We start from the raw sequence: 15,759 nt of genomic DNA on the forward strand, positions 1-15,759 counted from the left end.
GTGTCTAGTGCCCCATGCCCAGACCGCCGTCGACCGGGACGACGGCACCGGTGATGTAGGCGGCCGCGTCGCTGGCCAGGAAGGTGACCACTCCGGCCACCTCCGCCGGGGTGGCGTAGCGGCCGAGCGGGATGGACGCCAGCAGTTCCGCTTTGCGCGAGGCGGTCAGCCCCGCGGTCATGGCGGTGTCCACGTAACCCGGCGCCACGACGTTCGCCGTGATCGAGCGGGAGCCGAGCTCACGGGCGAGCGAGCGGGCGAAACCGACCAGGCCGGCCTTGCTCGCGGCGTAGTTGGCCTGCCCCGGGGAGCCCGACAGTCCGACGACGCTGGAGATGAACAGCAGCCGGCCCCAGCGGGCCCGGAGCATCCGGGTTGCCGCCCGCTGCGCGACCCGGTAGGCCCCGGACAGGTTGGTGTCGAGCACGGCGGCCCAGCTCGCCTCGGTCATCCGCAGCAGCAACCTGTCGTCCGTGACGCCGGCATTGGCGACACACACCTCCACCGGACCCTGCCCGGCCTCGACCTCGGCGAAGGCGGCTTCGACCTCGTCCGGCTTGGTCACGTCGCAGCGCACCGCGGGCAGCCCATCGGGGGGCGCCGAGTCGCGGTAGGTCACCGTCACCAGGTCGTCCTGGGCCAGGAAGGCCCGGGCGACGGCGAGGCCGATCCCCCGGGTGCCTCCGGTGACCAGCACCGAGCGTTGTCCCACCGGGCGGAGTCTAGGCGGCCATCCGGCGGCTGCCGCGCGGCATCCGGGGGGTGACCAACCGGAGCGGATCGGGACAGCCCGGACGGTTTCGATCCGCGGAATCCGCCGAATGGCGCCCCCCGCGGACCCCTCCGGTCGGCGGCACGGCTGCGGCCGGCCGGATCTCCGCGCCCGGCCGTGGCCCCGCCGAAACCAAGGTGAGCCCCCAGAAAGGACCCCGACCATGAGCCCGAGCCGCGCCCCAGTGTCAATCCAAGAGCGCCCGCACGGCACCTTCGTCCAGCTCCGTGGCGAGGTGAACGCGGGCGACGACCTCGACTTGCTCCGTCGCACGCTGCTCGGCGCTCATCCGCGCGGAGCCGAGGTGATCGTGGACGCGGCCGAGGTGACCGGTCTCACCGACGACCTGTTGGCGTTGCTGTGGGCGGGCCTGGTCTGGATCGAGGAGAACGAGGCCACGTTCACCCTGAGCGCCGCCTCCACGATCGTCAGCGCCCGACTGTCCGAGCTGGGCCTGGACGGGGAGCTCCCTGACCTCGAGCCGGCCGAGGTTGTTCCGGCACCGCGCCCGGCGACCGACTGAACTGTGGGCTCAGGCCGTGTCCTCGATCCGGAAGCCCAGCTTGAGCTGCACCTGGAAGTGATTGACCTCGGAGTCGCGGATGTAGCCGCGGGTCGCGACGACCTCGAACCAGTCCAGGTTGCGGACGGTTTGCGACGCCCGGGCGACGCCGTTGCGGATCGCCTGCGCGGGCGACTCCTCGCTGGTCCCGACAATCTCCGTGATGCCGTAGGTATGGCTGCTCACCGGACACCTCCATGTGCCTTGGGGTAGAGGACCGGACGCTACCGGCTGCCCGGCTGCCCTGTACGGGGCCCGGGGCGCCGTGTATAAAAAGTCTCAGTGCCGCCCGACCCCCGGACGCGGTGTCGGGCGGCTGCCCCCGTGGCCGCCCGACACCGCCCGGCCGCTTGACAGACTGGACCGGTGACGACGTCGCCGGTGTGCTCGGCACGCGGCTGCGGAGCCGCGGCGACCTGGTGGCTGGTCTGGCGGAACCCCCGGCTGCACACCGCCGGTCGGGAGAAGCGCTGGGGCGCCTGCGACGAGCACCGCGCGTCACTCGGCGCATTCCTGCGCGCGCGGGGTTTCCTGCTGCGGGTGGAATCCCCCTGAGGCCCGGCGGAGGCCGACCGCTATGGCGTTCTCCGGACGTACGGCGCATGCTGGAGCAGGCCGGATCCGAATCCCGGCCCGAGGGTGATGGACATGCACTTGGCAATTCTCGCGATCGGCATCGTCATCGGAGTGCTCGCGGTGATCGGCCTGATCAGCGTCGCGCTGTCGGTCCGGGTCGTCCAACAGTTCGAGCAGGGCGTCGTCTTCCGGCTCGGTCGGCTCCGTGAGGGCGTCCGCCAGCCGGGGCTGGCGGTCATCGCACCGTTCGTCGACCGGCTACAGAAGGTCAACATGCAGATCACGACGATGAGCGTCCCGGCCCAGGACGGCATCACCCGGGACAACGTCAGCGTCCGCGTCGACGCGGTCGTCTACTTCCGCGTGGTGGACGCCGCAAAGGCGCTGGTAAACGTCCAGAACTACCTCTACGCGGTCTCCCAGGTAGCGCAGACCTCACTGCGATCGGTCATCGGGCGCAGCGAGCTGGACGAACTGCTGTCCAACCGGGAGAAGCTCAACGCCGAATTGACCGCCATCATCGACGCGCCGACCGAGGGGCCCTGGGGGGTCAAGATCGAGCGGGTCGAGCTCAAGGACGTAGCCCTCCCCGAGACGATGAAGCGGTCGATGTCGCGCCAGGCGGAGGCGGAGCGGGAACGGCGAGCCCGGATCATCGCGGCCGACGGGGAGTTCCAGGCCTCGGAAAAGCTGGCCCAGGCGGCAGCGGCGATGGCCGCCGACCCCGCCGCGCTCCAGCTCCGCCTGCTCCAGACCGTGGTCGAGGTCGCGGCCGAGAAGAACAGCACCCTCGTGATGCCGTTCCCGGTGGAGCTGCTGCGTTTCCTCGACCGCGCCGCCGGTGGAACCGCGCCGCCGGTGAAACCGGCGGTGAGCCTGAACGGCGAGCCCGCGCAGGAGTACACCCCGACGTAAGCGGGGTACACCCACCGCATGAAGCGCGTGGACCGGGTGCTCGGCGCTGTCGACGGGTTCCAGAAGGCGCATCCGGCGCTGGGCTTCCCGCTCGCCGTAATCAAGAAGTACGGTGACGACCAGACCGGCAACCTCGCGGCGCTGCTCGCCTGGTACGCGCTGGCATCGGTGTTCCCGTTGCTCCTCGTCCTGGTCACCGTTCTGGGCATCGTCCTGCGCGGGGATCCCGGGCTCCAGGCGAGTGTGCTCCACTCGACCTTCGTGCATTTTCCGATCATCGGTACGCAGCTGCACAACAACATCCACTCGCTGAACCGGGCCGGGTTCGGACTCGCGGTCGGCCTGGTCGGCACCTTCATCGGGGCCCGGGGCATAGCCAACGCGGCGCAGAACGCCTTCAACAGCATCTGGGAGGTCCCCTACAAGCAGCGCCCGGGCTTCCCGAAGAACCTGCTGCGTTCGGTGGCGCTCGTTCTCATCGTCGGCGTCGGAATCATCGTGACGACGGCGCTGTCCGGGCTCGGCGGTGGCTCCGGAACGTTCGGGGTGGGTCTGCGGGTCGGCGCGGTCGCCGTGGCCTTCGTACTCAACGTCGGGCTGTTCCTGCTCGCCTTCCGGTTGGCAACCGCACCGGAGGTGGCGACCCGCGACCTGCGGCTCGGAGCGCTGCTCACCGCTGTGGTCTGGCAGGTCCTCCAGTGGCTGGGCGCCTTCCTCGTCGCGCGCTACCTCAAGCACGCCAGCGAGGTCTACGGACTGTTCGGCCTGGTGCTCGGGTTGATGTCGTGGATGTACATCCAGGCCCAGCTCACCCTGTACGCGGTCCAGATCGACGTGGTGCGCACCCGGCGCCTGTGGCCGCGCACCTTCCTCGGACCGGCCCGGACCGGCACCGACGAGGCGGCGCTCACCAGCTACGGCAAGGTCGAGGAGCGAACGGCGGAGGAAACCGTCGACGTCGGCTTCCAATAGCTCGGCGGCGCCCTGGCCCGGACAGGATGCGCCGACTAGTGGGACGATGCGCCGATCGATGGGAGGACGAGCATGGCGCGCTATCTCGTGACCGGGGCGACCGGATTCGTCGGCCGGCATCTCGTGGAACGCCTGCTCGGCCGCGACGACGCCGAGGTGATCGCCCTCGTCCGCGCCGGATCCCGGACCAGGCTCGCCGAACTGGCCCGCGGCTGGCCGGGTGGCGAGCGGGTCACGCCCCTTCAGGGGGACCTCACCAAGCCGCAGCTCGGCCTGACCCGGGCCGCCCTCGGCCGGCTCACCGGCCAGGTCGACCACTTCGTCCACCTCGCCGCCATCTACGACCTCACCCAGGACACCGCGACGAACGAGCGGGTCAACGTCGAAGGCACCCGACGGGTCGTCGAGGTGGCCGCGCGGCTCGCGGTCGGCTGCCTGCACCACGTTTCCTCGGTCGCCGTCGCCGGGGACCACCGCGGCCGCTTCTCCGAGGCCGACTTCGACACCGGGCAGGGCCTGCCCTCGGCCTACCACCGGACGAAGTTCGAGGCCGAGCGGCTGGTTCGCGAGCAGGGCACGGTTCCCTGGCGGGTCTACCGCCCCGCGATCGTCGTCGGCCATTCCCACACCGGGGCGATGGACAAGATCGACGGCCCGTACTACTTCTTCCCGACCTTCCGCCGGCTCGCCGGGCTCCCCGGCCGGCTGCCCCTGGTCCTCCCGGAGATCGGGAACACCAACATCGTCCCGGTCGACTACGTGGCCGACGCGATGGACTACCTGATCCATGAACCGGGCCTCGACGGCCGCGCCTTCCACCTGGTCGCTCCGCGAGCGCAGAGTTTCCTCGACGTCTACAACGCGTTCGCCGCCGCGGCCGGCGCGCCCCGGGTCGCGGTGCGGATCGGGGGCCGGGCGGTGGGCACCGCGCGGACCCTGGCCGACCGGGTCGGGCTCGGCCGGATCGTCGGCGGGCTGGCCGGTGGCGTCGCCGCGCTGCCCGGTGCCGACCTGGTCGCCGATCTCGTCGTGGACGCACTCGGCATCCCGGCTGAGGTCCTCCCCCACCTGACCTTCCCGTCCGACTTCGACACCGCGGCCACCGCGCGGGCACTCGCCGGGAGCGGCTTGCGGGTGCCCGAACTCGACAGTTACGCCGACCGGTTGTGGCGGTACTGGGCCGAACATCTGGATCCGGACCGGGCCCGGCGGCGCCGGCCGGGCGGCCCGCTCGCCGGGCGCACGGTCATCATCACCGGCGCCTCGTCCGGCATCGGGCGGGCCGCCGCGCTCGGCGTGGCCAGCGCTGGCGGGGTGCCGCTGCTCGTCGCCCGGCGGACCGAAGCGCTCGAGGAGGTGCGCGGGGAGATCGAGCGGTCCGGCGGGCGTGCCTACGTCTACTCCTGCGACATCACCCAGCCGGAGTCGGTCGACGCGCTGCTCAAGGAGCTGCTCGCCGACCACGAGGGCATCGACATGCTGGTGAACAACGCCGGTCGGTCGATCCGGCGTTCGGTCCAGCTGTCCTACGATCGTTTCCACGACTACGAGCGCACCATGTCGCTCAACTACTTCGGGGCGGTCCGGCTGATCCTCGGCCTGCTCCCGCACATGAGCCAGCGCCGCTTCGGCCACGTCGTCAACATCTCCTCGATCGGGGTCCAGGCCAATCCGCCCCGGTTCTCCGCCTACGTGGCCTCCAAGGCGGCGCTCGACGCCTTCAGCAAGGTGGTCGCGAGCGAGACCTACGGCGACGGAATCACCTTCACGACCGTGCACATGCCGCTGGTCCGGACTCCGATGATCAGCCCCACCAAGCTCTACGACGCGTTCCCGGCGATCAGCCCCGACGAGGCGGCGGACCTGGTCCTCGATGCCCTGGTGGGACGTCCCAAGCACATCGGCACGAAGCTGGGGACGACCGCCGAGGTGCTCTACGCGCTCGCACCGCGGGCGGTCGATGCCGTGCTCCACGTGGCGTACCGGACCTTCCCGGACTCCGCGGCGGCCACCGGGGATCCGGCCGGACGCCCGCCGGCCGCGACGATGCCGCGGGCCGCGCACGCGTTGATCCGGCTGCTCCCCGGCGTGCACTGGTAGGGGCCGACCCCACTCAGGCGCGCATGCTCCCGGGCACGTTCTGACACGACTTGACGGTGAAGGTGTGCTTCTGGGTGACCCCGTGGTAGGTGGCCCACAGCACGTAGGGCTGGCCCGAGGCGAGGGTGGAGATCATGTACGCGTCGCCGTACATCTGTGCGACGCCCCAGCCCTGCAACGGCTTCGAGCCGTCCGGGGTCAGCTGGCTCCACGCGTAGATGGTCCAGCCGCTCGAGGTCGGGTGGCCGGAGAAGTCGTACAGCTTGCCCTGCACAGTGCCGGCGGTGCCGCCGCTGACGCCGCACTTCAGCGGCGCGAGCAGGCGGATGTTGGACGTGCCCGGCTTGATCGCACGCCGGTTGACGAACCCGTAGCGGCTGGTGTCGATCGGGCCGTCGCAGGTGGCGCAGTTCTTCGGCTGGTTCGTGCGGGTCCATACCTCGATCCACACCGCGGCCGCGTTCGACGGCAGCGGTGGAGTGATCCAGGACTGCGACTTGCCGGGCGGGTTCGGCACGCCCTGCCCGGAGATCCCCTTGTTGAACCACAGATCGATTCCGTAGGCGCTGGTCGCGCAGCCGTTCAACCCGATCTTGTGGTTGTACCTGTCGACGATGTCGAACCCGACCTGGGCGTTGATGTCCCGACCGTCCTGGCCGGCGAGGATCCCGGACAGGCGCTTTCCGCTGGACCCCGCGCAGCCGCTGGCGTGCGCGGCGGGCGCCAGCGAGACAACGGCCGGCCCGAGGGCGGCAAGGGCGGTGAGCAGCACGAGCAGACGGCGACGCAGCACGGAAAGCCTCCTGACCCAAGGTCGACCCCGGGGACTTAATTGTTCATCGACAACCGGGGGGGCCGGTCTTCAGTGACCGAAGGGAGGAGCAGGTTCCGTCCGTTCGGCCGAGGCGGGGCGCAGACCGCCCGACAACCGCAGGAACCCGACATTCGACGTGCAGGTCGAACCCGCCGGCATGGGCTCCGCCGGGCAGCCGGAGCCCAGGCCCGGGGCTAGCGGGGCGGCCCGCCGCTGGGCCGCCTGGTATTCCGCCTCGCTGATCGTCTGATCCGGCGGTGGCGGCGAGACGCGTACCGCCTCGCCGATCCGGCTGATCGTCACGTCCGTCGACACCGTGACCGCCCCCGCGGTGGGGCCGGGCATCCGCTGGACCACCAGGATCCGCCGCACCAGGGCCGACCCGTCGAGATCGATGATCATCGTGGTGGTCGCCATTCCCGGGACCGCCGGCCCGGTCGGAGCCGCCGGTGGGACCAGGTAGCGCCGTCCGGTGCGGCTCACCATCCCGATCGGGATCGCGTCGAAGTCGCCGGTGACCGACCCGACGACGGCCCCGGGATCTGCGACCCCGACCTGCACCCAGCGGGCATCGGCGGCCAGCCCGTACGTGGCCCGCAGGCCCGGATCGATGCTCTTGTAGTACACGTTGCCCACCACCCGCTGCTCGGTCGCCGCGGCGCCTCCGACCCGCTCGACGATCCGCAGGCTGCCGGCCAGGAGGTCCACGTCGCCACTGGACCGCACCGGCGCCGGCTCACCGGCGGCGGAGGGGCCGGCCGTCGGGAAGGTCGTGGTCACCGTCGAGACGAAATGGAACGACCCGGCGAAGCTCCGCCAGAGCGCGGTCCGCAGTGACACGGCGGCGGCCGGGGAGGTGTCCGGCGGATCCGGCCGTTCCAGCCGTACCCCGAGGCTGACGAGCGCGACCAGCAGCGTCAGCGAGCAGAGGGCGGCGATCGGGCGGACCGGTCCCGACCGGACGGGCCGGGCATCCCCGAGGTCGACAATGTCCACGACCGTCAAGCCCGCCGGGCCAGGGCGGCCCGCGCGAGCGGGCGCCCACCGGTCAGCACCAGCCGGGGCCTGGTCACCAGCACGCCGAGCGCCCAACCGAGGGTGAATCGGCCGGCCAGCCCCTGGCTGAACTGGCGCGGGCCGAGCCGCCCGAGCAGTGCCAGGGCGCGATCCCAGTCGTCGTCCCGATATGCGCTGATCCGGGTGTGCAGCGCATAGGCGAGCTCCAGGTCGCGGCCCACGGCGCGCTGCCAGGCCGCCGGGTATTCGGCTTCCCGGCCGGCCGCGACCGCTCTTCCGGCCAGCTGCCCGGCCAGGATGGCGTAGCGGATCCCCTCCCCGACCAGCGCGGAGCCCTGCCCGGCGGCATCCCCGACGGCCAGCACGCCGTCAGTGACGAGCCCGGCCGCCCCAGGCGCGATCACCGGCATCAGCCCGCTGTGCAACTCGAGCGGGCCGGAGTCCGACGCCGCCAGTGCCGGGATCCGGCCCAGGAGCCGATCCAGCAGAACGCGGGGCTCGGCCGCGGTGTCCGGACGCAGGACGCCGACCCCGACCCGGACCCGCCCGGCCCCGCAGGGGAAGGCCCAGCCGTACCCGGAGGGGGCGGCCTCGTCCCCGACGATGAGCATCGCTTCGTCCTGGTCGTAGCGCGGCGCGTGCAGCTCGACCTCCATCCCCACCGCGCTGCGCGCCGCCACCCCGCGCAGCCCGGCCGCCCGCGCCACGAGGCCGGTCTGACCGCTCGCATCGATAACGGTGCGGGCGGGCAGGTCCTCCGCGGCGTGGAACGGATCGCGTACCCGTACGCCGCGCACCCGGCCGGCCTCGACGAGCGGCCCCATGACGTGCGCGCGGAGCCGGATGCCCGCCCCCGCGTCGAGCGCACGCTGGGCCAGCCACTGGTAGGTGCGCCGGACGTCGAGCACGCAGGCGACCGGCCGGCGGTAGCTCATGACCAGCTGGCTGCCCGGCCCGACCATCCTGATCCGCCGCACCGGCCACCAGCACTCCGCGGGGACACCGAGCCGGCGCAGCGGGCCGATGAAGCTCCCGCCGCTGGTCCGGACCGGCTCGCCGATCGCGGAGCCACGCTCGAACACGACCACCCGCCGGCCGCCGGCCGCGGCCGCCCGGGCCGCGGACAGACCGGCCGGGCCGCCGCCGACCACAGCCACGTCCAGGTTCCGCACCCGGTCAGCGTCGCAGACCGGTCCGCGGCATCGATAGCCTCGACCCCGGAGGTCGGATGAAATCCCCGGAACGGCGCCTGTTCGAGCCCGAACACCGGCTGTTCCGCGAGTCGTTCCGCGACTTCGTCGGGCGGGAGATCACCCCGTTCCATCGGGCCTGGGAGGCGGCGGGCATCGTCGACCGCTCCGCATGGCGGGCCGCCGGCACCGCCGGCTTCCTCGGGATCGCCATCCCCGAGCGATTCGGCGGCGCCGGGATCGACGACTTCCGCTTCAACGCGATCATCGGCGAGGAACTGGTGCGGGCCGGAGCCTCCGGGGTGATGTTCACCCTGCACAACGACGTCGTACTGCCCTACCTGCTGGCATACGCGACCGAGGAACAGCAGGCCCGCTGGCTACCCGCGGTCGCCGCCGGCGAGGCGATCCTCGCGATCGCCATGACCGAACCGGGGACCGGCAGCGATCTCGCCGGCATCAGGACGACCGCGGTCCGCGACGGCGACAGCTATCTGCTGTCCGGGGCCAAGACGTTCATCTCCAACGGGCAGCTCGCCGACCTCGTCATCGTCGTCGCCCGGACCGACCCCGCTGAACCCCACCGTGGGCTCAGCCTGCTGGTCGTCGAGCGCGACATGCCCGGGTTCGTCCGCGGCCGCAACCTGGAAAAGATCGGGATGCACGCCCAGGACACCTCAGAGCTCAGCTTCGACGACGTCCGGGTGCCGGTCGCCAACCGGCTCGGTAGCGAGGGCGACGGTTTCCTGGCGTTGATGGGGAACCTGCCGCAGGAGCGGCTGACGATCGCGGTCGCCGCGGTCGCGAGCGCGGAGAACGTCCTCGAGCGCACCCTCGAATACGTCAAGTCGCGCACGGCGTTCGGAAGGCCGATCGGCTCGTTTCAGGCGAATAGATTTCTGCTCGCCGAGCTGCACACGGAAGTGCGGATCGCCCGGGTGTTCCTCGACGACTGCCTGCGCGCGCACCTGGCCCGCGAACTCGATGTGGAGACCGCGGCTATGGCCAAGTGGTGGTGTACGGAGCTGCAGCTCAAGGTGATCGACCGCTGCCTGCAACTGCACGGTGGCTATGGCTACATGCTCGAATACCCGATCGCCCGAGCGTTCGTCGATTCCCGGGTGCAGACCATCTACGGCGGCACGACGGAGATCATGAAAGAGATAGTGGGCCGGGGCCTCGGCCTGTGATCGCGGCTGACCCACGGTGGTAGGGCATGATGAATCGGTGTCCACCGACGACGCCGGACAGGCCTTCGAGCAATGGCAGGGCGCCCGCCGCGCCCTCGATCACGCCCTCGACGACTTCCTCGCCGACCGCGGGTCAACCCGCACGGTGTTCGTGCGGGTGGCGGAGTTGCGGCGTTCGGAGGAAGTGGCCTGGGCCGCGCTGCAACAAGTCGTTGCCGAGGGCGGTATCGATCCCGATTCCGTGGCCTGACCCATCCCGCTTTCCCCGGTGAACTTCGATGCGGCGACCGCGGTTCGCCCCACGTCCGGCGGCGGCTACCTGGCCGAGTTGGACCCGCAGTGGTCGATCGGCGGCCGGCCGCACGGAGGTTATCTGCTAGCGGTCCTCGGCCGGGCCGCCGGGTCGGCGCTCGCCGCGGCCGGTGCCGAGCATCCGCATCCCTGGGCCGGGAGCGCGCACTACGTGTCCTCGCCGGCCGCCGGGCCGGCCGAGATCGAGACCGAGTTGCTGCGGGTCGGGCGCTCGGCAAGCCAGCTTCGGGCCCGGCTGAGCCAGGGCGGCCGCACCCGCGTGGAGGCCCTGTTCACGATGGGCCGGCTGGAACCGTCGGACCAGCCGTGGTGGGTGGACGAGCCGGCGGTCGAACTGCCGCCGCTCGCCGAATGCGTGCACCTGCCGGCGCCGGGCCCGGGGATCGGGGTGGAGCTGGCGATCCATCAGGTCGTCGACCAGTGGCTCGATCCGGCCTGCCTCGGCTTCGCCTCCGGTCGACCCACCGGGCGGCCCGAGATGCGCGGTTGGCTCGGTTTCGCCGACGGCCGGGCCCCGGACCCGCTCGGGCTGCTGATGGCCCTCGACGGGCTCCCGCCGGCCACCCTCGAGCTCGGCACGACCGGTTGGGTGCCGACCCTCGAGCTCACCTGCTACATCCGGGCGCTTCCGCAACCCGGACCGCTGCGGGTCCGGCAACGGGCCCGACTGGTGCAGTCCGGGTACGTCGACGAGGTCTGCGACATCTGGGACAGCTCGGGACGGCTGGTCGGCCAGGCCAGCCAGCTCGCTGGCGTTCGGTTGAGCGGGCCGCCGGCCGGCCAGGCCTAGGCTGGCCGGCATGAGCAACCCCGGGGAGATGCTGCTTTCGCTGGTGCCCTTTGCCCGAACCCTCGGGGTGAGCTTCGACGAGGTCTCCGCCGGGCGAGCGGTGGCGCGGCTCCCCGACCGCACCGACCTGCACAACCATGTCGGTGGCCCGCACGCCGGCGTCTTGTTCTCGCTGGGCGAAACGGCTTCCGGCGCGGTGATCCTGGCCGCCTATGCGGACCTGATCGAGCGGGCGCTCCCGGTCGCGGCGGGCGGGGAGATCCGGTACCGGGCGATCGCCCAGGGGGAGGTCACTGCCGAGGCGGTGCCACAACGGGGCCGCGCCGAGGTGCTCGCGGAACTCGATGCGGCCGCGGCCGGGACCGGCAAGCCGCCGCGGATCCCGGTCGCCGTGACGATCCGGGACCTGGCCGGGAACACGACCGCCGAGATGTCGGTGACCTGGGCGCTGCGGCCCAACGGCGCAGCGGCGCCGGCCGAGCTCAGTGTCCGAACAGCACGAACGCGACCACGACGATGATCGCCGCGACCACCGGCCAGACCGGGATGAAGGCGAGCTTGCGACGCTGATTTCGTTCCGCCACGGCGGGACTGGGGGCGCGATCGGTTGCCATACCCGGTTCCTCCCCCGGCGCGAGCGCCGTCAACCGGGCTCGACGTGGAAAGCCCCGCTCGCCCGGACCGGTCGCGGCGCCCCGAGGCCGGCCAGGTGGGGCATCTGCCAGCGTGCGAATCCGTCGGGACGGCGTCGCCATGCAGCGAGCCTCGAGCCGGATCACGGAGAGGTGGACAACCCCTAGGTGCCCCGTTTCGGGCCGCTGCCACGGGCCTGCTCCCGCTTGTGCCGGTACATGGCCAGGTCGGCGCGCTGCAGCAGCGCCGCCCCGTCGTCGGGATCGGCGTCGTCGGCCAGGGCGATACCGACCGGGAAGGTCACGAAGACCTCCTGGTCGTCGAAGAGCATCGGCTCGGCGAGTGCGGTGACGAGCCGCCCGGCGAGCAGATGCGCGTCGGCCGGGGCAGCCAGGTCGGGGCAGAGGATCGCGAACTCGTCGCCCCCGAGCCGGGCGGCGGTGTCGGCCGCGCGGAGATGGCTGGTCAACCGGCCGGCCAGCCGGGTGAGCAGCTCGTCACCGGCCGCGTGGCCGAACCGGTCGTTGACCTGCTTCATCGCGTCGACGTCGCCGTAGAGCACGGCGAGCGGCGTCCTGGTCCGCCGGCGGCGGCGCAATTCGAGGCAGAGCCGGTCGAGGAACAGGGCGCGGTTGGCCAGCCCGGTCAACGGATCGTGCAGGGCTCGGTGGCGGATCGTTTCGAGCTCGCAGGCGAGATCGGTGATGTCCCAGGCGTGCAGGTGCAGCAGCCCGTCCGGGTTGTGGGCGTGGTCGTAGAGGACGACGTCGAGGTGCCGCGGAGGCCCGTCGTGCATCCGGAACCGCAGCCGGCCCCGGGCCCCGCTGCCCGGCTGCCCGCAGGCGGCGAGGACGAGCTGGGCGAGCCGGGGGCGATCCTCGACGACGACGACGTCGATCAGCGGTGTCGCGACCAGGGTGCCGGGGTGCAGCCGGCGCGCCGACAAGGTCTCGAAGACGATCCGGCCCCGGTTGTCGATGGCGAGCAGCAGCTGCGGCATCGTCGCCAGTACAAGGTCGGCAGGCGGCGCCGCGCTCGCGTCCAGCTCGGACATCCGGTGCTCCCGGTGACCAGGGGGCCGACCCGCGGCCAGGCGGGCACAGCCAAACGGGCGGGCCTGGCTCGCCACTCGCTCCCCGAACGGTCTAGGCAACCGGATGTCTCCGCGCCGCACCACGGGTCTCTCCCGATGGCCGGCCGGTGAGGACCGTTCGGATCACAGCGTCCCAGGGCGGCGTGTCGGCCGCCCTGCCACCGACAGTTCGCCGGCGTTCCCGCTAACGGTAACCGTTGCGCGCCGCTGCCCCGATCCGGTATCCGGCGCAATCCGGGCGCCATCGGGTTGGTACATCCGGCGGAAGGAAGAACCCGGGCGGCGTCGAAGGGAGGCCCGCCCGTTCAGGTTCGGGTCAGGTTGGCGGCGCAGGCTGGTCGCCGTGAACGCATGGATCGACGAGGCCGCCTGCCGCGGCATGGACACCGAGCTCTTCTTCGCCCCACCCGGTGGCGGCGGGGTGGTCAGCAGCCGGCGAGCCCTGCTGGTCTGCGAATCCTGCCCGGTGCAGGCGAACTGCCTGCACCTCGCGCTGGACAACGGCGAGCAGTACGGGGTGTGGGGCGGGACGACGCCGGAACAGCGCGAGCCGCTGGTCCGCGCCCGCCGCGTGTCCTGAGCTATTCAGTCGGGTTCGACTCCCCCACGCCGACGACGCCGGGCTGCCGGTACAGGCATTCGAACAGCTGGTTGAGCTGGAAGTCGTTGGCGTGGTCGACCCGGAACCGCACGTCGTAGTACCGGCTGGAGCTCGGCGCGCCGGGACCCGGTAGCGGCTCGGCGGTGGTGCCGGGCAGCCCGCTGCACCGGCGCAGCGCGGTCACGTGATCCGCCGGGGAGGCCGACGGCGCGAAATAGACGACCTCCTCGCGCATCCCGAGGCCGCCGGTGAGATGGGAATTGCAGCCGCCGGTGAGCAGTCCCAGGGCCACCGCGCCGACGACCATCCGCAGACCCACACCTCTAGGGTAGGCCGCGCACCCAGGGGAGGACCGGTGGCCGAGCTCATCGAGGACTACGCCCTGATCGGCGACATGCAAACCGCGGCGCTGGTCGGCAAGACCGGCGCCGTCGACTGGCTCTGCGTCCCGCGGTTCGACTCGAGCGCGGTCTTCGCCCGGCTGCTCGGCGAGGCGGACAACGGGCACTGGACCCTCGCGCCCGCCCGCGGCGGCAGCTGCACCCGGCGCCGCTACCGCGGCGACACGCTGATCCTCGAAACCGAGTGGGACACCCCCGACGGGACCGTCCGGGTCATCGACTTCATGCCGCCCCGCGGCGAGGCGCCGGACATCGTCCGGATCGTCGAAGGGGTCTCCGGTCGGGTCCCGATGCGCGGTGAGCTCGCGCTGCGCTTCGACTACGGATCCGTCGTGCCGTGGGTGCGCCGCCAGGACCACCGGATCGTCGCGATCGCCGGACCGAATCTCGTCGCGCTGCGCACTCCGGCGCCACTGCGCGGTCAGGACTTCACGACGGTGAGCGAGTTCGACGTCAGCAAGGGCGAGCGGGTGCCGTTCGTGCTCACCTGGCGGGCCTCGCACCTCCCGGTGCCGACCGAGGTCGACCCGGAGCGCGCACTCAAGGACACCCAGCGGTTCTGGTCGAACTGGATCCGCGGTTGCCACTACGACGGCGAATGGCGCGAGCCGGTGATCCGGTCGCTGATCACCTTGAAGGCGCTCACCTACGCGCCGACCGGCGGCGTGGTGGCGGCGGCCACCAGCTCGCTGCCCGAATCCATCGGCGGGTCCCGCAACTGGGACTACCGCTACTGCTGGCTGCGCGACACGACGATGACGCTGCAGGCCTTCCTCTACACCGGCCTGATCAAGGAGGCCAAGGCCTGGCGGGAGTGGCTGCTGCGGGCGATCGCCGGGGACCCGGCCAAGCTCCAGATCATGTACGGCCTGGCCGGCGAGCGCTACCTGGTGGAGCGGGAGATCGACTGGCTGTCCGGCTATGAGGCGTCGACGCCGGTCCGGGTCGGCAACGCCGCCTCCGACCAGTTCCAGCTCGACGTCTACGGCGAGGTCCTGGACGGCCTGCACACGGCCCGGTGTTCCGGCGTAGCGCCGCTGGCCTCAGGCTGGACGCTTCAGCGCTACATCCTGGACTTTCTCGAGGGCAACTGGCAGCGAGCCGACCAGGGCCTGTGGGAGATCCGCGGTGACCCCAGGCATTTCGTGCACTCCAAGGTCATGGCCTGGGTGGGCTTCGACCGTGCGGTCCAGACCGTTGAAGCCAGCGGCCTGGACGGGCCGGTCGATCGCTGGCGCGCGATCCGGCAGGAGATCCACGACGACGTCTGCCGCAACGGCTACGACGCGGACCGGCACACCTTCACCCAGTACTACGGCGGGAAGACGCTCGACGCCGCGCTGCTGCTGATCCCGCAGGTCGGCTTCCTGCCGCCCAAGGACGAACGGGTCGTCGGCACGGTCGACGCGATCCTCGACGAGCTCTACGTCGACGGCTTCGTCCGCCGCTACGACACCTCGTCCGGCCTGGACGGCCTGGCCGGGCAGGAGGGCGCCTTCCTCGCCTGCTCGTTCTGGCTGGCCGACGACCTGCATCTCATCGGCCGGCGCCGAGAGGCCAGGAAGCTGTTCGAACGGCTGCTGACCCTGCGCAACGACGTCGGCCTGCTGGCCGAGGAATACGACATCGAGCGGCGTCGCCAGCTCGGCAACACCCCACAGGCGTTCAGCCACGTCGGGTTGGTGAGCACGGCCAGGCAGATGTCCCGGCACGGCGCCGGCTCCGGGCGCACCCACCGTCCCGCCCCGCCGCACCATGTGGAACACCGCAAGCGGACCGAGGGCTGAGGCCGGCCGCGCCGACACTAGGCTGTCGCTGGTC

General features: G+C 71.7%; 19 protein-coding genes. 11 read left to right on the top strand and 8 right to left on the bottom strand.

Annotated features, from left to right (window positions below; genetic code table 11):
- Nucleotides 1-4: 4 nt before the first annotated feature.
- The gene (gene fabG, locus VNG13_03570) at nt 5-712 is read right to left on the bottom strand and encodes a 3-oxoacyl-ACP reductase FabG (GenBank protein ID HVA59602.1); all 708 of its coding nucleotides are present in this window, start codon (nt 710-712) and stop codon (nt 5-7) included.
- Nucleotides 713-935: 223 nt separating this feature from the next.
- On the opposite strand from fabG, the gene VNG13_03575 reads away from it, so the two are divergent.
- Entirely contained in the window at nt 936-1,295 is a 360-nt protein-coding gene (locus VNG13_03575; GenBank protein ID HVA59603.1) for a hypothetical protein, read from the top strand.
- Between the two features lie 9 nt (nt 1,296-1,304).
- Here the strand turns inward: VNG13_03575 and VNG13_03580 are convergent, their stop codons facing one another.
- Complete coding sequence (locus tag VNG13_03580; GenBank protein ID HVA59604.1) at nt 1,305-1,520, bottom strand: dodecin; 216 nt, start codon at nt 1,518-1,520, stop codon at nt 1,305-1,307.
- 180 nt (nt 1,521-1,700) lie between these two features.
- On the opposite strand from VNG13_03580, the gene VNG13_03585 reads away from it, so the two are divergent.
- From VNG13_03585 to VNG13_03600, 4 genes are all read left to right on the top strand, one after another.
- On the top strand, nt 1,701-1,889 hold the full coding sequence (locus tag VNG13_03585) for a hypothetical protein (GenBank protein ID HVA59605.1): 189 nt from the start codon (nt 1,701-1,703) through the stop codon (nt 1,887-1,889).
- 99 nt (nt 1,890-1,988) lie between these two features.
- Nucleotides 1,989-2,825, top strand: a complete 837-nt coding sequence (locus VNG13_03590; GenBank protein HVA59606.1) for an SPFH domain-containing protein — start codon at nt 1,989-1,991, stop codon at nt 2,823-2,825.
- A gap of 18 nt (nt 2,826-2,843) precedes the next feature.
- Nucleotides 2,844-3,797 (top strand): YihY/virulence factor BrkB family protein, encoded by a 954-nt coding sequence (locus tag VNG13_03595; protein ID HVA59607.1) that lies wholly within the window; start codon nt 2,844-2,846, stop codon nt 3,795-3,797.
- A 72-nt stretch (nt 3,798-3,869) separates the two neighbouring features.
- Nucleotides 3,870-5,897 carry an SDR family oxidoreductase gene (locus VNG13_03600; protein ID HVA59608.1) on the top strand — a complete coding sequence of 676 codons (2,028 nt, stop codon included), beginning with the start codon at nt 3,870-3,872 and terminating at the stop codon, nt 5,895-5,897.
- Nucleotides 5,898-5,910: 13 nt separating this feature from the next.
- Here VNG13_03600 and VNG13_03605 read toward each other — a convergent pair whose 3' ends face one another.
- The 3 genes from VNG13_03605 to VNG13_03615 all read right to left on the bottom strand — a co-directional run bounded on the left by VNG13_03605 (nt 5,911) and on the right by VNG13_03615 (nt 8,900).
- Nucleotides 5,911-6,690 (bottom strand): hypothetical protein, encoded by a 780-nt coding sequence (locus VNG13_03605; GenBank protein HVA59609.1) that lies wholly within the window; start codon nt 6,688-6,690, stop codon nt 5,911-5,913.
- A gap of 69 nt (nt 6,691-6,759) precedes the next feature.
- Nucleotides 6,760-7,707: a hypothetical protein gene (locus VNG13_03610; protein ID HVA59610.1), complete on the bottom strand. Its 948-nt coding sequence runs from the start codon at nt 7,705-7,707 to the stop codon at nt 6,760-6,762.
- A 5-nt stretch (nt 7,708-7,712) separates the two neighbouring features.
- Nucleotides 7,713-8,900 carry an NAD(P)/FAD-dependent oxidoreductase gene (locus VNG13_03615; GenBank protein ID HVA59611.1) on the bottom strand — a complete coding sequence of 396 codons (1,188 nt, stop codon included), beginning with the start codon at nt 8,898-8,900 and terminating at the stop codon, nt 7,713-7,715.
- Nucleotides 8,901-8,956: 56 nt separating this feature from the next.
- Here VNG13_03615 and VNG13_03620 point away from each other — a divergent pair, with 56 nt between their 5' ends.
- Genes VNG13_03620 through VNG13_03635 form a run of 4 tightly spaced genes read left to right on the top strand, consistent with a single transcriptional unit; the run spans nt 8,957 to nt 11,730 of the window.
- Nucleotides 8,957-10,108: an acyl-CoA dehydrogenase family protein gene (locus VNG13_03620; protein ID HVA59612.1), complete on the top strand. Its 1,152-nt coding sequence runs from the start codon at nt 8,957-8,959 to the stop codon at nt 10,106-10,108.
- Nucleotides 10,109-10,145: 37 nt separating this feature from the next.
- Complete coding sequence (locus tag VNG13_03625; GenBank protein HVA59613.1) at nt 10,146-10,358, top strand: hypothetical protein; 213 nt, start codon at nt 10,146-10,148, stop codon at nt 10,356-10,358.
- Between the two features lie 18 nt (nt 10,359-10,376).
- The gene (locus VNG13_03630) at nt 10,377-11,210 is read left to right on the top strand and encodes a thioesterase family protein (GenBank protein ID HVA59614.1); all 834 of its coding nucleotides are present in this window, start codon (nt 10,377-10,379) and stop codon (nt 11,208-11,210) included.
- 10 nt (nt 11,211-11,220) lie between these two features.
- Entirely contained in the window at nt 11,221-11,730 is a 510-nt protein-coding gene (locus VNG13_03635; protein ID HVA59615.1) for a DUF4442 domain-containing protein, read from the top strand.
- Here VNG13_03635 and VNG13_03640 read toward each other — a convergent pair.
- Nucleotides 11,693-11,824, bottom strand: coding sequence for a hypothetical protein (locus tag VNG13_03640; GenBank protein ID HVA59616.1), 132 nt, complete (start codon nt 11,822-11,824; stop codon nt 11,693-11,695). The two genes, VNG13_03635 and VNG13_03640, sit on opposite strands and share 38 nt — an antisense overlap.
- Nucleotides 11,825-12,006: 182 nt before the next feature.
- The gene (locus VNG13_03645; protein ID HVA59617.1) at nt 12,007-12,897 is read right to left on the bottom strand and encodes a GGDEF domain-containing protein; all 891 of its coding nucleotides are present in this window, start codon (nt 12,895-12,897) and stop codon (nt 12,007-12,009) included.
- Nucleotides 12,898-13,279: 382 nt separating this feature from the next.
- Between VNG13_03645 and VNG13_03650 the strand changes: the two genes are divergently transcribed.
- A complete protein-coding gene (locus tag VNG13_03650) occupies nt 13,280-13,516 on the top strand; it encodes a WhiB family transcriptional regulator (GenBank protein ID HVA59618.1) in 237 nt (78 codons plus the stop codon).
- Nucleotide 13,517: 1 nt separating this feature from the next.
- On the opposite strand, the gene VNG13_03655 is transcribed toward VNG13_03650, so the two are convergent.
- A complete protein-coding gene (locus VNG13_03655; GenBank protein ID HVA59619.1) occupies nt 13,518-13,856 on the bottom strand; it encodes a hypothetical protein in 339 nt (112 codons plus the stop codon).
- Between the two features lie 36 nt (nt 13,857-13,892).
- On the opposite strand from VNG13_03655, the gene VNG13_03660 reads away from it, so the two are divergent.
- The gene (locus tag VNG13_03660) at nt 13,893-15,725 is read left to right on the top strand and encodes a glycoside hydrolase family 15 protein (GenBank protein HVA59620.1); all 1,833 of its coding nucleotides are present in this window, start codon (nt 13,893-13,895) and stop codon (nt 15,723-15,725) included.
- Nucleotides 15,726-15,759 lie beyond the last annotated feature (34 nt).

It is taken from the genome of Mycobacteriales bacterium, from assembly GCA_035533475.1.
GTDB lineage: Bacteria > Actinomycetota > Actinomycetes > DATLTS01 > DATLTS01 > DATLTS01.